The 20,555-nt window shown below is 48.4% G+C and carries 20 protein-coding genes; all 20 read right to left on the reverse strand.

Annotation, left to right across the window (positions count from 1 at the left end):
• Positions 1-10: 10 nt before the first annotated feature.
• Positions 11-835, reverse strand: coding sequence for a flagellar hook-basal body complex protein (locus PGL02S_RS03635; protein WP_006211321.1), 825 nt, complete (start codon positions 833-835; stop codon positions 11-13).
• 79 nt (positions 836-914) lie between these two features.
• On the reverse strand, positions 915-1,304 hold the full coding sequence (locus PGL02S_RS03640; protein WP_006211322.1) for a TIGR02530 family flagellar biosynthesis protein: 390 nt from the start codon (positions 1,302-1,304) through the stop codon (positions 915-917).
• Complete coding sequence (locus PGL02S_RS03645; protein ID WP_006211323.1) at positions 1,301-1,867, reverse strand: flagellar hook capping FlgD N-terminal domain-containing protein; 567 nt, start codon at positions 1,865-1,867, stop codon at positions 1,301-1,303. The genes PGL02S_RS03640 and PGL02S_RS03645 overlap by 4 nt, the downstream gene beginning before the upstream one ends.
• A 20-nt stretch (positions 1,868-1,887) precedes the next feature.
• The gene (locus tag PGL02S_RS03650) at positions 1,888-3,231 is read right to left on the reverse strand and encodes a flagellar hook-length control protein FliK (RefSeq protein ID WP_036642065.1); all 1,344 of its coding nucleotides are present in this window, start codon (positions 3,229-3,231) and stop codon (positions 1,888-1,890) included.
• A gap of 47 nt (positions 3,232-3,278) precedes the next feature.
• Positions 3,279-4,211 carry a MotE family protein gene (locus tag PGL02S_RS03655; protein WP_036642064.1) on the reverse strand — a complete coding sequence of 311 codons (933 nt, stop codon included), beginning with the start codon at positions 4,209-4,211 and terminating at the stop codon, positions 3,279-3,281.
• Positions 4,212-4,250: 39 nt separating this feature from the next.
• Positions 4,251-4,694 carry a flagellar export protein FliJ gene (gene fliJ / locus PGL02S_RS03660; protein WP_006211326.1) on the reverse strand — a complete coding sequence of 148 codons (444 nt, stop codon included), beginning with the start codon at positions 4,692-4,694 and terminating at the stop codon, positions 4,251-4,253.
• Positions 4,695-4,703: 9 nt separating this feature from the next.
• Positions 4,704-6,023, reverse strand: coding sequence for a flagellar protein export ATPase FliI (gene fliI, locus PGL02S_RS03665; protein ID WP_006211327.1), 1,320 nt, complete (start codon positions 6,021-6,023; stop codon positions 4,704-4,706).
• The gene (locus tag PGL02S_RS03670; RefSeq protein WP_036642062.1) at positions 6,007-6,861 is read right to left on the reverse strand and encodes a FliH/SctL family protein; all 855 of its coding nucleotides are present in this window, start codon (positions 6,859-6,861) and stop codon (positions 6,007-6,009) included. Before PGL02S_RS03670 ends, fliI begins: the two co-directional genes overlap by 17 nt.
• Positions 6,854-7,870 (reverse strand): flagellar motor switch protein FliG, encoded by a 1,017-nt coding sequence (gene fliG / locus PGL02S_RS03675; RefSeq protein WP_036642439.1) that lies wholly within the window; start codon positions 7,868-7,870, stop codon positions 6,854-6,856. Before fliG ends, PGL02S_RS03670 begins: the two co-directional genes overlap by 8 nt.
• Positions 7,871-7,881: 11 nt before the next feature.
• The gene (fliF, locus tag PGL02S_RS03680; RefSeq protein ID WP_036642061.1) at positions 7,882-9,462 is read right to left on the reverse strand and encodes a flagellar basal-body MS-ring/collar protein FliF; all 1,581 of its coding nucleotides are present in this window, start codon (positions 9,460-9,462) and stop codon (positions 7,882-7,884) included.
• Positions 9,463-9,496: 34 nt separating this feature from the next.
• Positions 9,497-9,805: a flagellar hook-basal body complex protein FliE gene (fliE, locus tag PGL02S_RS03685; RefSeq protein WP_006211330.1), complete on the reverse strand. Its 309-nt coding sequence runs from the start codon at positions 9,803-9,805 to the stop codon at positions 9,497-9,499.
• 42 nt (positions 9,806-9,847) lie between these two features.
• Complete coding sequence (flgC, locus tag PGL02S_RS03690; protein ID WP_006211331.1) at positions 9,848-10,297, reverse strand: flagellar basal body rod protein FlgC; 450 nt, start codon at positions 10,295-10,297, stop codon at positions 9,848-9,850.
• 5 nt (positions 10,298-10,302) lie between these two features.
• Positions 10,303-10,710: a flagellar basal body rod protein FlgB gene (flgB, locus tag PGL02S_RS03695; protein ID WP_036642060.1), complete on the reverse strand. Its 408-nt coding sequence runs from the start codon at positions 10,708-10,710 to the stop codon at positions 10,303-10,305.
• Positions 10,711-11,168: 458 nt separating this feature from the next.
• The gene (gene hslU / locus PGL02S_RS03700) at positions 11,169-12,575 is read right to left on the reverse strand and encodes an ATP-dependent protease ATPase subunit HslU (protein ID WP_036642058.1); all 1,407 of its coding nucleotides are present in this window, start codon (positions 12,573-12,575) and stop codon (positions 11,169-11,171) included.
• Between the two features lie 48 nt (positions 12,576-12,623).
• Positions 12,624-13,166, reverse strand: a complete 543-nt coding sequence (gene hslV, locus PGL02S_RS03705; RefSeq protein WP_006211334.1) for an ATP-dependent protease subunit HslV — start codon at positions 13,164-13,166, stop codon at positions 12,624-12,626.
• A 27-nt stretch (positions 13,167-13,193) separates the two neighbouring features.
• Positions 13,194-14,528, reverse strand: a complete 1,335-nt coding sequence (trmFO, locus tag PGL02S_RS03710) for an FADH(2)-oxidizing methylenetetrahydrofolate--tRNA-(uracil(54)-C(5))-methyltransferase TrmFO (protein ID WP_376165180.1) — start codon at positions 14,526-14,528, stop codon at positions 13,194-13,196.
• A 15-nt stretch (positions 14,529-14,543) separates the two neighbouring features.
• A complete protein-coding gene (topA, locus tag PGL02S_RS03715; RefSeq protein WP_036642054.1) occupies positions 14,544-16,643 on the reverse strand; it encodes a type I DNA topoisomerase in 2,100 nt (699 codons plus the stop codon).
• A gap of 36 nt (positions 16,644-16,679) precedes the next feature.
• Positions 16,680-17,855 (reverse strand): DNA-processing protein DprA, encoded by a 1,176-nt coding sequence (gene dprA / locus PGL02S_RS03720; protein ID WP_036642053.1) that lies wholly within the window; start codon positions 17,853-17,855, stop codon positions 16,680-16,682.
• A gap of 130 nt (positions 17,856-17,985) precedes the next feature.
• Positions 17,986-18,915, reverse strand: coding sequence for a succinate--CoA ligase subunit alpha (gene sucD, locus PGL02S_RS03725; protein ID WP_006211338.1), 930 nt, complete (start codon positions 18,913-18,915; stop codon positions 17,986-17,988).
• 96 nt (positions 18,916-19,011) lie between these two features.
• Entirely contained in the window at positions 19,012-20,172 is a 1,161-nt protein-coding gene (gene sucC, locus PGL02S_RS03730) for an ADP-forming succinate--CoA ligase subunit beta (RefSeq protein ID WP_006211339.1), read from the reverse strand.
• Between the last annotated feature and the right edge of the window lie 383 nt (positions 20,173-20,555).

Raw genomic sequence — 20,555 nt, forward strand, 5'->3', positions numbered from 1 at the left:
CTACCCATCCTTATCGTTTCAGATTGACAACCTCTTGAAGCACTTCATCCGAGGTTGTAATAATCCGGGAGTTGGCTTGGAAACCACGCTGAGCGACAATCATTTCTGAGAATTCGCTTGTCAGATCAACGTTTGACATTTCAAGCTGGCCGGCAATAATCGCACCCGTTCCTTCTTCAGCGTCGTTCCCTTCAAACATAACGGCAGCCACATCGCCATCAGGTACTGCATTCAGGGTCACGCGATACATATTGCCTCCGATTTTCTCCAGACCTTCCGGATTCGGAATTTTTGCAACGCCGATAATAGCTCCCGCTTCAGTAGTCCCGTCACTCAGCTTCTGTATAATAGCGCCATTCTGAGCAATCGTGAATGCCGTAACGTCATCACCCAGCTGAATAGGATCACCCGCTGAATCGAGAACGAGCATTCCGTCTGAAGTAACCAGGTTACGCGCTACATCGACATGGAAGTCGCCTGCACGAGTCAAGAAAGGTACTTCTTGATCCTCGCTAAGCTTCACCATGAAAAATCCGTCTCCGTCAATTCTCAGGTCCGTCGGGTTATGGGTTGTCATGGCACTGCCTGGCGTATGCATGGTATCGATCGATCCGATCGACACACCAAGACCGATCTGCTTCGCATTTACACCACCGGATGGATCGTCGGTTCCCGGTGTAACACCGGACATCGTTTGGCTAAGGATATCTTTAAACATTACACGTCCCGCTTTAAACCCAACCGTGTTTACGTTGGCAATGTTATTACCAATGACATCAAGCTTGGTTTGGAAACCTCTCATTCCGGAAATGCCGGAATACATGGATCTTAACATCGATTTTCCTCCTTCTGTTGTGGACCGCCTCTGTCGATCAGCGGCCGCCTGGCTTCCTCTACGGGCCAGCCAGATTTATTTATGAAATAATGACCGCGCTATCGATTTTCGTGAACACATTATCCTTCATCGCCTTACCATCCATCGCAGTGACCACGGTCCGATTCGGAATATTTACAATAAGTGCCATATCCTTCATGAGGATGAGTGATTCCTTGCTCCCCTTGGCTGCAGCTTTTTCCACTGCGCTCTGGATCTGTTCGAGCTGATCTCCTTTTAATTCAATTCCGCGCTGCTCAAGCCTCTTGGCAGCATGGTTACTGATTTTAAGAAGATTCTCATTCAGCAGCTCCTGAAACGTACCCGCTGGTGGACTGGACTGAGCCTGCACTTGCTTTCGATCATTATGAAGCGCGGCGGGATGTATCTTCCCAGGATATAGCTGTCCAATCATCATACGGTCGCTCATGGCGTTGTCCCCCCGGACTCAATCTCATCTTGTGCGGGTGACTCGGCTTCAGGTTCTGTCGGATCAGGATTGCTTGTTCCCGGTTCCGATGGACCTGGATTCGGCATTTCCGGATCATTCCCGGCTGGAGCGTTCTCGATTTTCAAAATCTGATCAAGGGCTACTTCGCTTTCCCCGATCTTCGCATAATGAATGCCGTCACGAACAATGATCGAATCAACGATACCGCTCTTCATGACCGTATTCTCCGATCCATCCTCCGGTTTAAACATCCAGCTGATCTGTTTGCCGATCAAACTTGAAGCTGCGCCCAAAGACTGGCTCATTGCGGTCAATTGCGTATTGATATTCATCAATTGCTCCAGGGAAGTAAACTGGGCCATTTGGGCGATAAACTCCCGGTCCTGCATCGGTTGAAGCGGGTCCTGATGCCGCAGCTGTGTAATCAAAATGCTCAAGAACTGATCTTTTCCAAGCTCCTGACCATTTCCGTTTTTGTTACTGACATTCCCTTTGGCGTAGTTAGGCCACATATTTTTAGTAGATACCGGCTCTGTTGCCATCCAAGCTCACCTCCTCACTGTTAGGCTTTAGCGGTAAATGTTCCAGTTTGCACGCCTTCTACTTCCGCTTGATGCTCTGCTATCCATTCGTTCAGTTCTTCCGTCAGGTTTGCTGCTAATACGGCATCATCGGAAGGCCCGTCCTTCTCCTTCGAGCGATGCTGCGACTGCTGCTGTCCTGATCCAGGCTGGCGGCCGTCCTGATAAAGATTCGACGTCGAAGGCTGGCTGCTCTGTGTGACTTCTATTTTTTCTACCTGAAGTCCCTGTGCCAGCAATGCGCTCCGAAGCTGTGCCATTTGCTGGTCAATCAGCTCTTTCGCATCCGTTGACTTGGTCATGAACTGTGCAATCAATTGCCCGTTCTGCATCGTAAGCTTAATATCGACTTGTCCCAGATGCTCTGGATTCAAGGAGATCCTTGCTTCCGTGAACCCGGTTTGCTTCACGATTTCCATCTTATTAATGATGAAGGAGGTCATTTCGCTCGAGAAATGCTCTACAGGCACCGGCGGTGCCGCAGGTTTCACTGCAACTTGTGTTCCGGAACGCAGGGCTAGTTGACCCGCAGTAACCGGTCCTTGCTCCAACAGTGAATCTCCTTCGGTCATAACGAACTCCGTTGCTGCGCCGTCAGAGCTGGCCTTGGTTGTCAAGGAAGCCCAATTGGCATTAGCTGACCCTGTCGTTTGGGACAAAGTCGACTGACCGGCTGTGTTCGTGGATGCATTAGGTAAAATCGCATCCGGCTGCTTCTGGTTTAAAATGCTGTTAAAATTCCCGTTGGCCTTGCTCTCTGCCGTTCCCGTTCCTTGACCCAGTAGACTATGGAAGGATTGGACCAGCTGTTTTACGGCTACCTCGGTGTTCAAATCCAGCTTGCCGGATTTAGAGAGCATGGATGCCAGCTGGCTAATCGTATCCTGTACAACAAATCGAATCGTATCCGGACTGGAAGCCAATGGGGACATTTCATTTCCATCCGTGTTTCCTTGTGCTTGAGAAGCAGCTCCGCTTAACAACTGATTAGCTTGTGTCAGCCAGTTCTGAAGCTCCTGGAGCAAGGAAGGATCCTCGTTTAATGCCTGGTCCATGGAGTCAAGCTCCTGAAGCAGGCCTTGAAGCAGTTCCATCAAGCCTTCCAGCGATTCATCCGTTTCCGATGAATAATTCGCGAGCAGGGATTCCAGCTTTGCAGCAACTTCAGTTGAAGCGGTCGAAGCGCTGTTACCACTGCTGTTCATCTGGTAAGCCAGGGTTGAATCGAAGGAAACGCCCGCTGCCGCTTGGCCAGCCGCACTTGCCTTCCCGCTGCCAGAAGAGCTGCTTACGGATGTAGACATGTTCTGTACCATGATTGTCATCGTCTTATTTCACCTCCTTTCCCAAGGATGGAGATTCATTTCAGAGCTTATTTAGAGCCCATCAGGCGATTCAATATCTTAGCTGCCAGCTCCGCGTCTTTTGAAGACATTGCATTTAAAATTTGTGAACGTGTAGCATCATCCACCGTATTCAGAATGGTCATTGTCTTGGCGGGGCTGATCTTGTACGTTTGCATCAACAGCTCGGCAGCATTGGCAGGTGTCATTCCGGCAAACGTCTGATTCAACTGGTTTTTGTCCAGATTATCGGATGTCTTCTTCTGCGCAGCTTCCGTTTCATTCTTCTTGACCCTGGATTGCAGAGCCGCAATGGCCATATCCTCGGATGTCTCCGCGTCTTTGAGCATCATGGTTGCATCCGCTGCTGTTTTTGGATCCATCTTTTGAAGAATAGCGACCCGGTTGCTGCTCTTCATCTGGCTGAGCATCAGCACCATTTCTTCCAGCGTTAAGTTCTGCATGATCGGTGCCGCTTTGCTCGGGCTCATATCGGCGTAAAGCTTGGACAACTCGCGAATCTGCATCGTGTACGCATCTTCCTCTGGCGCCTCGCCGCTAGCCGCCGTGCTTTGCATTGAATCAATCTGGGTTTCCAGCTCTTTTACCTTGTTTTCCTGTGTTGCTTTTTGCTCGGTTACTTCATTTAATGTCTCTTCGCGTTCAGCAAGCTGCTTCTTAAGCTCTACAATCGTTGCTTCCGCACTTTCTTCCTGCTGCTTCGCTTCCTTAAGTTTCTGTTCTTCCGGAGTAAGTACCGGATCAGGAACCCAATTCTTCACAATTGGAATTTTGTTAGCTACATCAATGAGTCCATCCCGGACATCGGCTCTGAAAAATACCGCAAGAGCCCCCAGCAGGACGATTGTGAATATAGCTGGCACTAAAATCAATAATATCCGTTCAAATCCTCCACTTGATTCTTCTTTGTCAAGCGGCATATCTTTTCGTGACACTCTCATTCCTCCTTCGCGGTCATTACCCAGCGGTATTTGCAGACCTTAACGGGCTTTGATCGCAAAACGTACCGTCGCCATTTCGTCCAGCTCGTTTTGTTCCCGAAGGAGACTTTCATGCCGGAACTTTTCTTGGGATTTGTCTCTTGCCTTCAGCCACACTTTCTCATCAAGCATCTTGTCGGATAACACCTTCTGTTTCTTCGTTACATTGACATGAGCGAGCCGTATATCATCCCGTTTCCGCTCAATGCATTCTTCCAGATGCTCTGCATAAACCTGAATATTTCGAATTTCAGCTACAGGTACGCAGCGCGATGCTGCTTCTTGTTGAGCGTGATACATTTGATCCCGCATCGCATACAGCTCATTCAGACTATTCTCTTCCGCCTGAAGTTTTCCGATGGCACTTGACAGCATCCATTCGGCTTGTGTTTTCTCGTTGCTTTTCAGGTCTACGATTTTCTGGAATGCATAATGAAATTTCATTCTTCAAAGTCATCTCCTTGAAAACTCGGAAATCAAACGTTCCTGAACCTCATTCAATGTTGTTTTCTCATTCACTTTTTGCTTCGTAAAATCCCATATTCGCCCGATATATTCGATGGACTCATCGATATCGGCATTCGAGCCTTCTTGATAGGCTCCGATATTGATCAAATCCTCGGAATCCTTGTACACCGCCATCAGTCGTTTTACATTCTCGGAAGCGTCAATTTGCTCCTCAGGCGAGATATCTTTCATCACCCGGCTGATACTTGCCAACACGTCGATAGCCGGAAAATGTCCTTTATTTGCTATATTCCGGTTTAACACGATATGGCCGTCCAATATACCCCTAACCGCATCAGCAATCGGTTCGTTCATATCGTCGCCATCTACAAGCACCGTGTAAAAGGCAGTAATGGAGCCTGTCGGCCCAGTTCCTGCACGTTCCAGCAGCTTAGGCAGACTTGCAAATACCGAGGGAGTGTAACCACGCATCGCGGGCGGTTCCCCTACGGCAAGCCCCACTTCGCGCTGTGCCATTGCATACCGGGTAACGGAATCCATCATCAGCATCACATTCAGCCCACGATCCCTGAAATATTCGGCAATCGTTGTGGCGATTAAAGCTCCTTTAATGCGGATGAGGGCTGGCTGATCTGAAGTCGCAACAATCACGACGGATCGCTTTAGCCCCTCAGGTCCCAGGTCCCGCTCGATGAAGTCAAGCACCTCTCGACCGCGTTCTCCGATCAAGGCAATGACATTAACATCGGCAGAGGTGTTTCTTGCAATCATCCCCATCAAGGTACTCTTCCCGACACCCGACCCGGCAAAAATACCGACCCGCTGCCCTTTGCCGATGGAGAGCAGTCCGTCAATCGCTCGAACACCGATGCTGATCGGTTCCTGAACTCTCGGCCGATTGAGCGGATTCTGTGGAACGTTATGGGTTGAATAATGAGGCATGCGAGCTGGAATGATGGAACCGTCCAGCGGCTGACCTAATCCATCCAGCACCTTGCCAAGCAGTTCAGAGCCTACCTGCACACTCAGTGGCTTCCCGGTGCCGACCACATCACAGCCAGGGCCGATGGAATGAAGCTCGCCCAGCGGCATCAGCAGCACTTTATTATCCCTGAAGCCAACGACCTCAGCCTTGAGCGGCTTGGATTGCTTCGTGGGATAGATGTAGCACACATCGCCAATGCTTGCGTCCGGGCCTTCGGATTCCACCATCAGTCCGATAACCTGAGTTACTTTGCCGTTGATTCGAACGGGATCTAAATGCCTTAAATGATCCATATATCGTGCGCTATTCAGCTTCTTCATCTTGATTTCTCCGTTCCTCGTCATCAAGAGCGAACCGCACCAGTTCTTTTTTAATCTCGGACAGCTGCGTATCGATGCGGGCATCCACACTTCCGAATGAGGAGCGGATCACACAGCCGCGATCCTTCACCGTAGAATCCGGCAGAATTTGAAGCTCTGCCTGGGAATCGATTGATAATCCGAGTTCTTCCCGTGCCGCATAGACAAATTCAAACTGTTCGGGAGCCACACAGAGCGAGATGATTCCTTTTTCCCGTTTGCGGGCCAGATTCTTCCGAATGAGCTCCAGGGTAAAGTCAGGCTCGATTGTTAACTGATGATCCAGCACCTTCTCGGCAATGCTGCAGCTGAGCTCCACCAGGAACGGCTCCGCCTCCTGAATTAAATCGTCCTTGGCCTGGTGAGCCAGTTGGAGCAATTCGCTAGCTTGAACCGTCGCCTGCTCCATCAGTTCCTTCATCTCAAGCTCTGCCTTGGCGGAGCCCTCAGCATATCCCTGATTAAAGCCTTCCATCTTCAGCGTCTCAGACAAATCATCATCCTGAAGCCTGCGTCCAGTCCACCATGCTTCAATCTGCTGCTGCGCTTCGGTCAATAACCGTTCCGCTTCTTCCGAAGCCTCCCGTATTTGCCTTTCGGCAAACTCTTGGGCATCCTTCAGCATCTCATGCTTCAAACGTTCGGCTTCAGCCAGCGTCTGCACAACTGCCGGCTCGGCAGTCGGAGGAGCATACTCCTCGACCGTTTCCTCGGTTGGTGAAGCGTAACGACGAGCAAGATCCAACTCTTTCAACACATCCATCGGTTTATAGTGGGACGATTTGATCAAGTTAGACAATGATGTCATCTCCTCCGCCACGGGCTATAATGACCTCGCCCGCCTCTTCGAGTCTTCGGATCGTGCTTACAATCCGAGTTTGAGCTTCCTCAACATCACGCAGCCGCACCGGACCCATGTATTCCATTTCTTCGCGGAAGGTTTCGGCCATACGCTTGGACATGTTCCGGAAAATAACATCGCGCACCTCTTCGCTTGCCACCTTGAGCGCAAGCTGCAAATCCGCATTCTCGACATCGCGGATAATACGCTGTATAGAGCGATTGTCCACATTGACGATATCCTCGAAAACAAACATCCGCTTCTTGATTTCTTCTGCAAGCTCGGGATCCTGGATTTCCAAGGAATCGAGGATCGTTCTTTCCGTTCCGCGGTCAACCCCGTTCAGGATTTGAACGATGGACTCAATGCCGCCGGCACTTGTATAATCCTGAGTCACCGTCGCTGAAAGTTTCTGTTCAAGCACACGCTCGACCTGGGAGATGACTTCAGGAGAAGTACTGTCCATCACAGCTACCCTGCGGGCAACTTCTGCCTGCTTCTCTTGCGGAAGCGAGGACAAAATCGCAGAGGCCTGCTCGTACTGGAGATAAGACAATACGAGAGCAATCGTTTGTGCATTTTCGTTCTGGATAAAGTTCAGGATTTGGCTTGGGTCCGCTTTGCGGGCGAAGTCAAACGGTCTTACCTGAAGCGTTGCGGTCAACCTGTTGATCACTTCCATCGCTTTTTGTTGACCAAGCGCCTTCTCCAAAATTTCTTTAGCGTAATTAATGCCGCCTTGGGAAATGTACTCCTGGGCCAAACAAATCTGATGGAATTCTTGAATGATGCTATCTTTCTCGACACTGTCGACTTTGCGAACGTTCGCGATCTCTAGTGTTAATTGTTCAATTTCATCATCTCGAAGATGCTTAAATATTTGAGCAGACACTTCCGGGCCAAGTGTAATGAGCAGTATAGCTGCTTTTTGACGTCCGCTTAACATTTGGTTATTTCCCTTAGCCAATGCTTCCACCTCTATTCCTCAGCTAGCCATGTGCGAAGTAAATTCACGAATTCATCTGGCTTCTTCTTCGCCAAGGTTTCGAGCTGCTTACGAACCTGGCTTTCATTGGTTATACTTTCGAGATTTATTGATGGGAATTCTGTAACTGGCGGAAGCTGAATGTCATCTTCAAGCTCTTCCTGCTGTTGTCTGCGTCGGCGGATAAAGAAGTAGGCTCCCCCCGCAATCAATGCTAACGCAGCAATACCAATTCCCCATAATACAGGCTGAGAAAAAACAGTTTTCGTATTTTCATCCGGATTTACATTAAATACCTGTGAATTAACCGAAACTTTTTTGGACAGATCAGCGTCTGTATAAGTAGAACCCGAATCTGCAAGCGATGCTCTTACAATGTTGACCAGAATGTTTTGAATAGCCGTTCTTGTAGGATCGTCTAAAGCTTGTTGTCCCGCAGGTGGTTCAACCGAGACATTAATGGTTAAATCTTTAACAGTATATGGGCTTGCAATGATATCCTTGGTAATCCGGTTAACTTCGTAGTTAACCGTTTTGGAGAGCTCTTCCGAGTTCGTTTCACCGCTTCCAGAGTCGCTTGGATATCCTGGAACAGCCTCTTGGCCTACACCGGCCACTCCGCCGGTCGGACTGCTGGTTCCCGAATAGTTCTTCTGGATTTCCTGAACACTGAGCTCAATCCCCTTCATTTCTTCTTCATCCACAGGGGTTACGATGTTTTCCTTGCTCTGCACCTGATCGAAATTCAGTTTGGAAGCGACGAGAACATTCACTTTATTCGAACCCATGTACTGCGATAGAAATTGCTGGACATTTTGCCTAACTTCGCTTTCGAATTTTTTCTGAAGAGCAAAGTTCTCTTCCACCTTGCCAATCAATCCGCCTTGACCGCCCTTAGCTGTTGCGAGCAGCTCGACTTCGTCATTGGTGATTGTAATATTCTCAACCGGCAAGTTTGGAATCGCAGTCTTCACGAGGTTGTAATAGCCGTCGATGACTTCCTGATTAGGACGATAGCCCGGCTTAAATTGCACAACTACGGAAGCACTGGCTTTATCTTCGTTCCCGTTTTTCGCAAATACACTTTCCTTGGGAAGGTTTAATAGCACGGTTGCATCTTGAACGCCCTGCATCTTCTCAAGCAACCGTTCTACTTCGCCGTTCAGTGCATTTACATATTTCACTTCGAACTCGTTATCGGTCATTCCGATGGCTGACGCATTCTTCTCGAAGGTTTCGAATCCGATCGTACCATTCTGCACAAGTCCTTGTGAGCCTACATCAATCTGGACTTTAGCTGCACTCGTGCTAGGTACCAGGATGCTTCTGCCATCCTCACTCAGCTTATAAGAAATTCCTTGGGTCTCCAGGTGGCTGATGATTCCCGCAGCATCGCTGGAATTCAAATCCCGGAATGCTACTTCGTATTTCGTCTTAGAGAACTGCATCGTTAGTACGATCAGAGCAATCAGAACAAATGCTATTGTAGCGATTAACATTATTTTTTGTTTGTTGCTGAATTGGTTCCAATATTGGGTCATTCTTTCCCGATACTGGGCGATTCTCTCGTTCACATTGTCACCCCATCCGAAACTTTGCTAGAAACATTTAGATTTGCGTGCGCATGATCTCTTGATAGGCTTCTACCACTTTGTTTCGGACCTGTGTTGTGAGCTGAATGCTCAACAGAGCCTGTTGGGCGGATATCATCGCCTGATCTACGTTTACTTGTCCAATCATTAATTTATCGGTCATCATATGTGCATTCTGTTCCTGTGCTGACACAGAGTTCAGTGCTTCATTCAGGTAAGAACCAAAATCGCGGATCGATTCAGAAGGAGTCGCTCCATTTTTCACTTGCTCTTGTAGTTGAAGTGGCTGTACGCCCTGAACACTGAACATTGCGTTTTGAATCATAATTCTGTCCTCCTACTATGTGTGCTTATGTATTTTATCTTCTTATCTTCCAATCTCTAATGCCTTCATGATCATGGCTTTCGAAGCATTTATCGCTGTTACGTTAGCTTCGTAAGAACGGGTGGCTGCAAGCATATCCACCATCTCCTTCGTTATATCCACGTTAGGCATAAAGACATAACCTTCTGTATTTGCATCGGGATGAGTAGGGTTATATACCCGTTTCAGCGGCGCTTGATCTTCCTGCACTGCCGCAACCTTTACTCCTTGTCCCGCGTCCTGACCACTCATCTGAGCTCTGAGAAGTCCTTCAAACGATTCTTGCTGCGGCTGAAACACAACAGTCTTTCGGCGATACGGAACGGCTTGTCCATTCTCGATTCGCGCGCGAGTGGTTTCCGCATTGGCTATGTTGGAGGAGATGACATCCATTCGAAGCCGTTGTGCTGTAAGAGCTGATGCATTAATCCCAAAGCTATTGCTAATATTCATGAACCCTATCTCCCTTCAATAGCTGTACGCATCATTCGAATCTGCTCATTTACAGCTTGTATGTATGAATTATAACGAAGCTGATTCTCTGCAAGCAGCGACATTTCTCTGTCTGCATCGACATTATTCTGGTTGTTGTTCATAGAGCTGCTTCCATCCTTCATGACTGAAGCGTCGGGAATCCCCCCTGTAGGACCAATAACAAAATGTCGGGGATCCGTTCTTCTGCCCTGAAGCGATAAATCGGCTCCATCCATTTCCTTTTTCAGAAGACTCTCAAAGGATACCTCGGATCGCTTAAAATGAGGAGTATCCACGTTCGCGATGTTGTTCGCAATCACATTGTTTCTGAGATTTGCCGCATCCAAACCGCTTTGAAGCCGTTGAAAAGAACTATTGTTCAACAGATTCACTAGCTCATTCCTCCTGACTGGACTTTGCAAGAAGATATTCCACTCTTCCCAGCTAAATCCTCTTTTTTCGACAAAGAATATAATCCGTACGCACTAACCTAGGTCTTAAGTAGAAAAAGACAACATGATGTCACATAAACTAAGTTTCTTAAAGATTGGGACTTTTTACAATAAGAAAAAAGCCCTGTCTTTTACCAAAAAGAAGGGCTTTGTATTCATTTTTATTCGGTTTTTTTCTATATTATTGCAAATCGTACCACTAATTCTGTAAATTTTAATCGTTTTTCCCCAAACGATAGGTCCCGGAACATTTAGAGAAATTCACAAAAAATTGCGAAAACCGTCCCGGCACCTTCCAACATGCGAAAGCTCTTCGACAACTTGCTGCGAGGTTTCACGATGAATATCGACAATTATCTCCGTGCGTTTACTCGGCTAATAGGCCTATATGGCTGCAACTACAGGATATATTGGCTTAAATCCCGATCCTGGGCGATACCTGCGAGCTTTTCCCGGACATATTCCGGCGTAATCACCATACGGTCCAGCGTAAGCTCAGGTGCCTCAAACGAGAGGTCTTCAAGCAGTTTCTCCAATATGGTATGAAGTCTGCGTGCACCGATATTCTCCGTGTTCTGATTCACTGATGCAGCAATCTGGGCAATTTCCCGAATCGCCTCAGGAGAAAACTCCACTTCAAGATCCTCCGTTCGCAGCAGATTGACATATTGTTTCGTTAACGCATTTTTCGGTTCTGTCAAAATCGACACAAAATCGTCCAAAGTCAAACTGCTCAGCTCTACCCGGATCGGAAAACGTCCCTGTAGCTCCGGAATCAAATCCGATGGTTTGGCAATGTGAAATGCGCCTGCAGCGATAAACAGCACGAAATCCGTTTTTACCGGACCGTACTTCGTCATGATCGTTGAACCCTCTACAATCGGCAAAATATCGCGCTGAACGCCTTCTCTGGAGACATCCGGTCCCGATTGTCTGCCTTGACTCGCAACCTTATCGATCTCATCAATAAAGATAATACCCGATTGTTCAGCCCGGCGTATTGATTCCTGGATGACGTCATCCATATCAATCAATTTACCTGCTTCCTCTTGTGTGAGTACTTTCCTTGCTTCCTTGACGGATAGTTTGCGTCGCTTGGTCCGCTTCGGCATGAGGTTGCCAAACATCTCCTGCATGTTCATGCCCATCTGGTCATTCCCTTGACCGGCAAACATATCAAACATGTTGGGAGCAGCATCCTCCACATCAATCTCTACCGTGTCATCCTCAAGTTTGCCCGACAGGAGATTAAACCGGATCTGCCTGCGTTTCTCCTTGAGACTTACGTCCTTATCTGCCGAATCCTCTTCTTCCGCCTGTGTATCATTATTGTTTCCGCCAAACAGCATTTCGAATGGATTACGCTGACTCTTCTGCCCCTTGGTTGATGGCGCCAGCAGCTGTACGATCCGCTCATTTGCCAATTCTTCGGCTTTGTCCTTCACCTGCTCCGTGCGCTCCAGCTTCACCATGCGTATAGCAGTTTCCACAAGGTCCCGTACCATTGACTCCACGTCACGGCCAACATAGCCAACCTCCGTGAACTTTGTGGCCTCGACCTTCACAAAAGGCGCATGGACGAGCTTCGCGAGTCTTCTCGCAATCTCCGTTTTACCCACGCCGGTAGGTCCGATCATCAGAATGTTTTTCGGTACGATCTCATCCCGCTCGTCATCGGTAAGCAAACTGCGGCGATAACGATTGCGAAGTGCAACGGCGACTGATTTTTTAGCTTCCTTCTGGCCTACGATGTATTTATCCAGTTCGGATACAATCTGTCTAGGCGTCATCGATTCTTTACTCATCGCGAATACCTCCACCCTGATATGGCTATTTGTTGCTATATGGCATTCTTACAGCTCTTCGACAATAATATTGCTGTTAGTATAGACGCACACCTCTGAAGCGATTTGAAGCGCTTCTCTGGCTATGTCTTTTGCTTCCATATGCCCCGCATGGCGCTTAAGCGCACGTCCCGCCGACAATGCAAAATTGCCCCCTGAGCCAATGGCCAGCACATCATCGTCAGGCTCGATAATTTCTCCGCCGCCAGAGATCAGCAGCATCCCCGTTTTATCCATAACAATCATCAAAGCTTCAAGCTTGCGAAGCACTCGGTCTTGACGCCAATCCTTCGCAAGTTCGACAGCGGCACGCTGCAAGTTGCCATGATGCTCCTCCAGCTTGCCCTCGAATTTCTCAAACAACGTAATAGCATCCGCCACAGAACCGGCAAAACCGGCGACAACTTGTCCCCGGTAAAGACGGCGCACTTTCTTGGCGGTCTGCTTCATGACTACACTTTCACCGAATGTGACTTGACCATCGCCGGCAATGGCAGCTGTGCCATTATGCCGAACAGCACAAATCGTTGTGGCGTGAAAAGTCATTTCCATGATGGCAGGACCTCCCTTAGAAATAAGTTACATCGTATTTAGTTCTTTAGCATTAATAAACACACGAATTCCGTCAAGAGCACGGTTAGCAAGAGCGTCATTTTTTTCCTTTTTGTTACGTATGCGTTTCTCCAGATTTGGAAGAAGACCGAAGTTCGCATTCATCGGTTGGAAATTATCAGGATCTGCATGGGTTATGTAGTATGCCATGCTGCCGATAGCTGATTCCTGAGGGAAAACGACACCCTCCTGCCCCTGTGCTGCTCTTGCTGCATTAATTCCTGCAATCAAGCCGGATGCTGCTGATTCCACATAGCCCTCAACGCCTGTCATTTGCCCTGCCAGATAGAGATTAGATCTGGTCTTTACCTGATAGGTCTGTTCGAGCAGCTTAGGCGAATTAACAAACGTATTCCGGTGCATAACGCCATATCGTACGATTTCAGCGTTCTCTAGTCCCGGAATCATGGAAATGACCCGCTTCTGCTCGCCCCACTTCAGATGGGTCTGGAAGCCAACAAGATTATACAGAGTTCCCGCTGCATTATCCTGACGCAGCTGCACAACCGCGTGCGGAAGCTCGCCCGTATGCGGGTTTACCAGTCCCACGGGCTTCATCGGGCCGAATAAGGCCGTTTGTTTGCCGCGTTTCATCATAACCTCGATCGGCATACAGCCCTCAAAATAAATCTCCTTCTCAAACTCTTTCAATTGGGCAACCTCGGCATTGATAAGGGCATCATAGAAGGCATCAAACTCTTCTTCCGTCATCGGGCAATTGAGATAAGCTGCCTCACCTTTATCATAGCGGGATGCCAGATACACTTTGCTCATATCGATGGAATCCTTCTCCACAATCGGAGCAGCCGCATCGTAAAAATAGAAATAGTCTTCGCCCATCAGCTCTCGGATTTGCGATGACAGTGCGGGAGAAGTGAGCGGTCCTGTTGCGATAACAACAATGCCTTCTTCAGGTATATGCTGAATTTCTTCATTTACGACCTCAATCAACGGATGGTTATGCAGCGTTTCCGTAATTTCGCCTGAGAATCCATCACGGTCAACGGCCAGTGCGCCGCCTGCCGGTACGGAATTGCGATCTGCCGAGCCGATAACAAGCGAGTTCAGCATCCGCATTTCTTCCTTCAGTACGCCTACCGCATTAGTCAAGCCGTTCGCCCGAAGTGAATTGCTGCACACAAGCTCAGCGAACTTGTCCGTATGATGCGCCGGTGTCTTTACGACCGGCCGCATCTCATATAGTGTAACGGGTACGCCACGGCTCGCGATCTGCCAGGCAGCCTCACTGCCTGCAAGTCCCGCACCGATAACCGTAACCCTCTGTGAATCTGTCAACGTCATTACCCCCTGTATGCCTTACAAATCTGCCGCTTCATCCGGTTCCTCAACCATTTCGGAATAATCACAAGAGGTACACTGAAGCTTGACCCCTTGCTTGCTCTTCTTCTCCACCATTAAACTGCTGCAGCTCGGACACGGCTTCGTTGAAGGTTTATCCCAGGATACAAAATCACATTCAGGATAACGATCACATCCAAAGAAGACGCGCCCCTTCTTGCTTCGCCGTTCCACCACGTGACCTTCCTTGCATTTCGGACACGCCACACCGATATCTTTCACAATCGGTTTGGTGTTACGGCAATCCGGAAAGCCCGAACACGCAAGAAACTTGCCGAAACGGCCAAGCTTATAAACCAGGGGCTTGCCGCACTTCTCGCATATTTCATCGGAAACCTCATCTTCGATTTCGATTTCCTTCATTTCTTCCTCTGCTACTTCAAGACGCTTTTCGAAGGATTCGTAGAACTCAGCCAACACCTTTACCCAGTCCTCGGAACCTTCCTCCACATGGTCAAGGTCCTCTTCCATGTTCGCGGTAAACTCCACATTGAGGATTTCAGGGAAGAACTGCTCCATCTGTTCGATGACAAGCTCACCGAGCTCGGTTGGCATGAATTTTTTCTCTTCGATTGCAACGTAGCCCCTCTTCTGGATCGTCTCCAGTGTCGGCGCATACGTACTAGGACGCCCTATGCCGAGTTCCTCAAGCGTCTTGACCAGCCTTGCCTCTGTATAGCGTGGCGGCGGCTGTGTGAAATGCTGCTTCGGCTCAATATCCTGTTTCTCCAGCACGTCACCCGTGTGAAGCTCCGGCAAATACTTATCTTCCTCTGTCGTCCCGTCGTCGTTACCTTCGACGTAGACCTTCATGAATCCAGGGAAACGAACCTTGGAACCGGTCGCGCGGAAGACCGTATTGTTTGCAGCGATATCTACAGAAAGCGTATCCAGTACTGCTGAAGCCATTTGACTCGCCACAAAACGCTCCCAAACGAGTTTATACAAGCGAAGCTGATCCCGGCTCATAAACGGTTTCATGGATTCCGGATCCCGAAGTATGGAAGTGGGACGTATCGCTTCATGCGCATCCTGAGCGTTGGCTGCTTTTTTCGAATATTGTCTCGGGCTCTCCGGTACGAACGAATCACCATACTTCTCGGTGATATATTCCTTCGCTTCTTCTTGAGCTGTCCCGGAAATACGGGTCGAGTCTGTACGCATATAGGTAATCAAACCGACAGTGCCTTCTTTGCCCAGCTCGACACCCTCGTAAAGCTGCTGGGCAACCGACATCGTCTTGGCAGCCCGGAAACCAAGTTTGCGTGCAGCTTCCTGCTGCAGTGAACTGGTCGTAAATGGTGGTGACGGGTGACGCTGGCGCTCCCGCTCTTTCACTTCACCCACTTGGAAGGAAGCATCCCGAATGGCTTCGAGAATTTCATTCACTTCCTGTTCGTTGGTCAATTCCTTCTTCGCACCGTTAAACTGTGTAAATTTCGCTTCGAATGCAGATCCGTTCACGGCCAGCTTGGCCGTAATGGTCCAGTATTCTTCCGGAACGAATGCACTGATTTCGTTCTCGCGATCCAGGATGATTTTGACGGCTACGGATTGAACACGACCAGCCGAGAGACCCTTTTTCACTTTCTTCCATAGAATAGGGCTGATCTTATAACCAACCAAACGATCCAGGATGCGTCTTGCCTGCTGCGCGTTAACCAAATCCATGTTAATTTTGCGCGGCGTCTTAAAGGCATCCTTCACGGCCGTTTTCGTTATTTCATTAAATACAACCCGCAGGCTTTGGGTATCATCCAGCTCCAATGCATGCGCAAGATGCCATGCAATGGCTTCCCCTTCGCGATCGGGGTCAGCTGCGAGGTATACTTTCTTCACCTTTTTGCTAGCATCCTTAAGTTCCTTTAAGACAGAACCTTTTCCGCGGATCGTAATGTATTTCGGATTGAAGTCATTTTCAACCTCAACCCCGATCTGGCTCTTCGGCAAATCGCGAACATGACCCATTGAAGCCTTAACGATATACTTGCTGCCGAGATATTTGCCAATCGTTTTCGCCTTAGCAGGCGACTCTACGATGACGAGTGAATCCGCCACAGGTTCATCCTCCTCTCCAACATTCAAACTTTCCCATTATATGATCTTATATATAGCACCGGGTAATTGGGTAATCTGCTTTTTTATGATTAAAGATAACAGAACTGAATGCAAATGTCCAAAATCCCACTGGGTTCGCTCGATCATCTCATCCAGCGACCCGGGCCCCTGTTCGAGCATATGGTATATGTGTCGTTCATCATTTGTCAACCCGGCTTGTAAATCCGGCTGCTCCTGACGATGGGCCCGCCGCTCCTTATTGTATGTATCCGAAGCCTCTTTTGGCAACCAGGAATCATATTCTTCTATTATATCCCGGGCATCCGTGACCATCTTGGCCCCTTGCTTGATCAAATCCAGCGTCCCTCTGCTCTTAGATGAAGTAAGAGGTCCCGGAACGGAAAACACATCCCTTCCTGCCTCCAGCGCATAATCTGCCGTAATTAATGACCCGCTGCGAGCATCCGCCTCAACAACCACGGTACCCAGCGTTAATCCGGCGATAATCCGGTTTCTCTGCGGGAAAAATCCTGGTAACGCCTTCGTTCCCGGCGGATATTCAGAAATGACAAGTCCCTTGGCCGCAATCTCTTCGTAAAGCGAACGGTTCTCCGGTGGATAGATGACGTCAATGCCCGCTCCTAGAACCGCCACCGTCATTCCGCCGCTTCTCAATGCGGTTTCGTGGACAACGCTATCGATGCCTCTGGCCATACCGCTAACAACCATTAATCCCGCCCTTGTCAGCTCTTCGGATAGCATCGATGCAATCTTGCGCCCATAGGCTGTCGGCATTCTTGTACCCACCATAGCGATCCCCGGTTTAGACAGCAGACGATAATCACCCATGCAATACAATACCCACGGGGCCTGGGGTGAAGATTTCAATGATTCCGGATAAAAGTCATCAAGGGCTGTTATAATACGTATTTTTGAGCGGTTTGTCAAATTCCATACCTCAGCTTGATTCTGTCGAAATTCGCCGTCGCCAACATTCGACATGTCGCTGCGTTTTCTTTCGACGGTGAGTGGGAATTCCTTAGTCAATTTATTCGCTCTTTCGACAGATAGCCCGCATGCTCTCCAATCGTTTGCATCGTAGGATAGCATCCCTTCATGCAGTTCCCCTCTAGTTATAATCCGGTTAATCGTCTTCCATCCAATACCGTCACTTTCATGCAGGGCGACCAGCAGCACGCTTTCCAGCTTCATTATGTGACCTCCTTAAAATATAAAATCGAAAACAAAAAAGCAACCCTTCATTTCCTGTTCAGGAAATAAAAGGTTGCTTACCTTACATTATGAACACAGACTTAACCTGTTATCTGGAAAAAATCATGCCTTAGTGAGTCTTGCAAGACTCCAAAAGACCTTGCTCCTCAAGAACGCTAACCAGAGTTGAGCCCATTTCGGCAGGCGTTGGAGCTACCTTGACACCACAAGCTTCAAGCACGGCAATTTTCTCCTTAGCCGTTCCTTTACCGCCAGAAATAATCGCGCCAGCATGGCCCATGCGTTTTCCTGGAGGCGCTGTGGCTCCACCGATGAAGCCAACAACAGGTTTGTTCATGTTCGCTTTGATCCATTCAGCCGCTTCTTCTTCAGCTGTACCACCGATCTCACCGATCATAATTACCGCTTTGGTGTTAGGATCTTCATTAAACAGTCTCAAGACATCGATAAACTCAGTTCCTTTAACCGGGTCACCACCGATACCAACGGCTGAGGATTGTCCAATGCCGCGAGCGGTCAGCTGATGAACAGCTTCATAAGTCAGGGTACCACTGCGCGATACAACCCCTACATGTCCCGGCGTGTGGATGTAGCCCGGCATAATACCGATCTTACATTCGCCCGGTGTAATGACACCTGGACAGTTAGGTCCGATCAGACGAGTTTTCTTGCCTTCCAGATAGCGGGATACTTTCACCATATCGAGCACTGGAATACCTTCCGTGATACAGATAACCAGGTCCATCTCAGCATCAACAGCTTCCAGAATGGAATCTGCTGCAAAAGCTGGCGGTACATAGATTACGCTTGCGGTCGCGCCAGTTTTGGCTTTAGCTTCCTCAACGGTGTTGTAAACCGGCAATTTGACAGTTTCACCGTTCTCCAGCGTGATTTCGACTTCAGTTCCACCTTTACCAGGTGAAGTTCCGCCGACCATCTGGGTACCGTAATCCAGGGCACCTTTTGCATGGAAAAGGGCCGTCTTGCCTGTAATCCCTTGTGTGATAACTTTTGTATTTTTATCGATCAAAATACTCACGATTGATTCACATCCCCTATTGTTATTTGAAAATGAAAGCAACCGCACGGCCGAGCCCTAAAGCCCATCGTGCCATGCCCCTTCAGGAATGAATTATTACTGAACGAGGGAGACGATCTTCTGTGCTCCGTCGGCCATGGAATCAGCAGGCACGATGTTCAGACCGGACTCAGCCAAAATTTGCTTGCCGAGGTCAACATTCGTTCCTTCCAAGCGGACAACAAGCGGACGAGTTAAGCCCAGCTGTTTCGCTGCTTCAACAACACCGGTAGCGATAACGTCGCAACGCATAATACCACCGAAAATGTTGACAAAGATTCCTTTTACTTGAGGATCGGACAAAATAATCTTGAAGGCTTCCGTTACCTTCTCCGTTGTTGCACCGCCCCCAACATCAAGGAAGTTAGCAGGGTCGCCGCCATAATACTTGATGATGTCCATAGTAGCCATCGCAAGACCGGCTCCGTTAACCATGCAGCCGATATTGCCATCAAGAGCTATGTAACTCAAGTCGTATTTGGATGCTTCGATTTCCTTCTCGTCTTCTTCGTCCAGGTCGCGCAGTTCAAGAATGTCCTTATGACGGAACAGCGCATTGGAGTCAAAATTGAGTTTGGCATCAAGAGCCATGACGTTTCCGTCACCTGTTACGACAAGCGGATTGATCTCAGCGATAGAGCAATCCTTCTCAACAAATGCCTTATACAGGGCCAGCATGAACTGAACGGCTTTACCAACCAGTTCATTCGGGATATTAATGGAATACGCTAATTTCCGTGCTTGGAACGTTTGAAGTCCGATCGCTGGATCCACGACTTCTTTAAAAATCTTCTCAGGAGTTGCTGCTGCAACCTCTTCGATTTCAGTACCGCCTTCTTCAGACGCCATCAAGACGACACGGCCAGTAGCACGGTCAACTACAACACCGATATAATACTCTTTGCGAATATCGCAGCCCTCTTCAATGAGGAGACGCTTAACTTCCTTGCCTTCTGGACCCGTTTGGTGAGTCACCAACACCTTGCCCAGAATTTCTTCAGCATAAGCACGAACCTCATCCAGGTTCTTCGCCACTTTAACGCCGCCGGCTTTACCCCGGCCACCTGCGTGGATCTGTGCTTTGACAACGGTTACGGGACTGCCCAAAGACTGTGCAGCTTCCACTGCTTCTTCCACCGTAAACGCTACCTTGCCGTTCGGAACAGCTACTCCATATTGCTTCAGTACTTGTTTTCCTTGATATTCATGGATATTCATTCTCGAATCCTCCTATCAACATGACTGGAACAAGGCTGGTTAACATGAGACTAATCTATGAAAGAAAGTTATTCTCGTGTCAACCTTTATATATTAAACCCAAGCTATTGTAACATGTTTTTAAAACGCTTACCTTAAAAAGTTCACCGTTTATCCACTCTATTTAGCATGGGTTTGATTCCTTCCAGATATAAATTGGAAAAGTATGTAAAATAAAATCTACTTTTTCTTCACATAGTGCAGTAATCCGACAATCCCTAAAACCACGACGGCGACTCCGATGAATCCCGCAACGAGCGTAATGATGATATTCCCCCATAATATTGTCATTTCGTCCCCTCCCCAACCTGTTTTAATTAGCATATACTGTAATATTATACCAT

The organism is Paenibacillus glucanolyticus NBRC 15330 (assembly GCF_004000885.1).
Classification (GTDB): Bacteria; Bacillota; Bacilli; order Paenibacillales; family Paenibacillaceae; genus Paenibacillus_AQ; species Paenibacillus_AQ glucanolyticus.

What these genes read in the sequence shown, in the direction of transcription:
- fliI (WP_006211327.1), bottom strand. Translation starts at nt 6,023, where the DNA reads ATGAAGAAGCTGAATAGCGCACGATATATGGATCATTTAAGGCATTTA.
- fliE (WP_006211330.1), bottom strand. Translation starts at nt 9,805, where the DNA reads ATGATTCAAAACGCAATGTTCAGTGTTCAGGGCGTACAGCCACTTCAA.
- PGL02S_RS03655 (WP_036642064.1), bottom strand. Translation starts at nt 4,211, where the DNA reads ATGAGAGTGTCACGAAAAGATATGCCGCTTGACAAAGAAGAATCAAGT.
- flgC (WP_006211331.1), bottom strand. Translation starts at nt 10,297, where the DNA reads ATGAATATTAGCAATAGCTTTGGGATTAATGCATCAGCTCTTACAGCA.
- fliJ (WP_006211326.1), bottom strand. Translation starts at nt 4,694, where the DNA reads ATGAAATTTCATTATGCATTCCAGAAAATCGTAGACCTGAAAAGCAAC.
- PGL02S_RS03650 (WP_036642065.1), bottom strand. Translation starts at nt 3,231, where the DNA reads ATGACAATCATGGTACAGAACATGTCTACATCCGTAAGCAGCTCTTCT.
- PGL02S_RS03640 (WP_006211322.1), bottom strand. Translation starts at nt 1,304, where the DNA reads ATGAGCGACCGTATGATGATTGGACAGCTATATCCTGGGAAGATACAT.
- PGL02S_RS03635 (WP_006211321.1), bottom strand. Translation starts at nt 835, where the DNA reads ATGTTAAGATCCATGTATTCCGGCATTTCCGGAATGAGAGGTTTCCAA.
- sucC (WP_006211339.1), bottom strand. Translation starts at nt 20,172, where the DNA reads ATGAATATCCATGAATATCAAGGAAAACAAGTACTGAAGCAATATGGA.
- dprA (WP_036642053.1), bottom strand. Translation starts at nt 17,855, where the DNA reads ATGAAGCTGGAAAGCGTGCTGCTGGTCGCCCTGCATGAAAGTGACGGT.
- PGL02S_RS03645 (WP_006211323.1), bottom strand. Translation starts at nt 1,867, where the DNA reads ATGGCAACAGAGCCGGTATCTACTAAAAATATGTGGCCTAACTACGCC.
- trmFO (WP_376165180.1), bottom strand. Translation starts at nt 14,528, where the DNA reads ATGACGTTGACAGATTCACAGAGGGTTACGGTTATCGGTGCGGGACTT.
- hslU (WP_036642058.1), bottom strand. Translation starts at nt 12,575, where the DNA reads ATGAGTAAAGAATCGATGACGCCTAGACAGATTGTATCCGAACTGGAT.
- hslV (WP_006211334.1), bottom strand. Translation starts at nt 13,166, where the DNA reads ATGGAAATGACTTTTCACGCCACAACGATTTGTGCTGTTCGGCATAAT.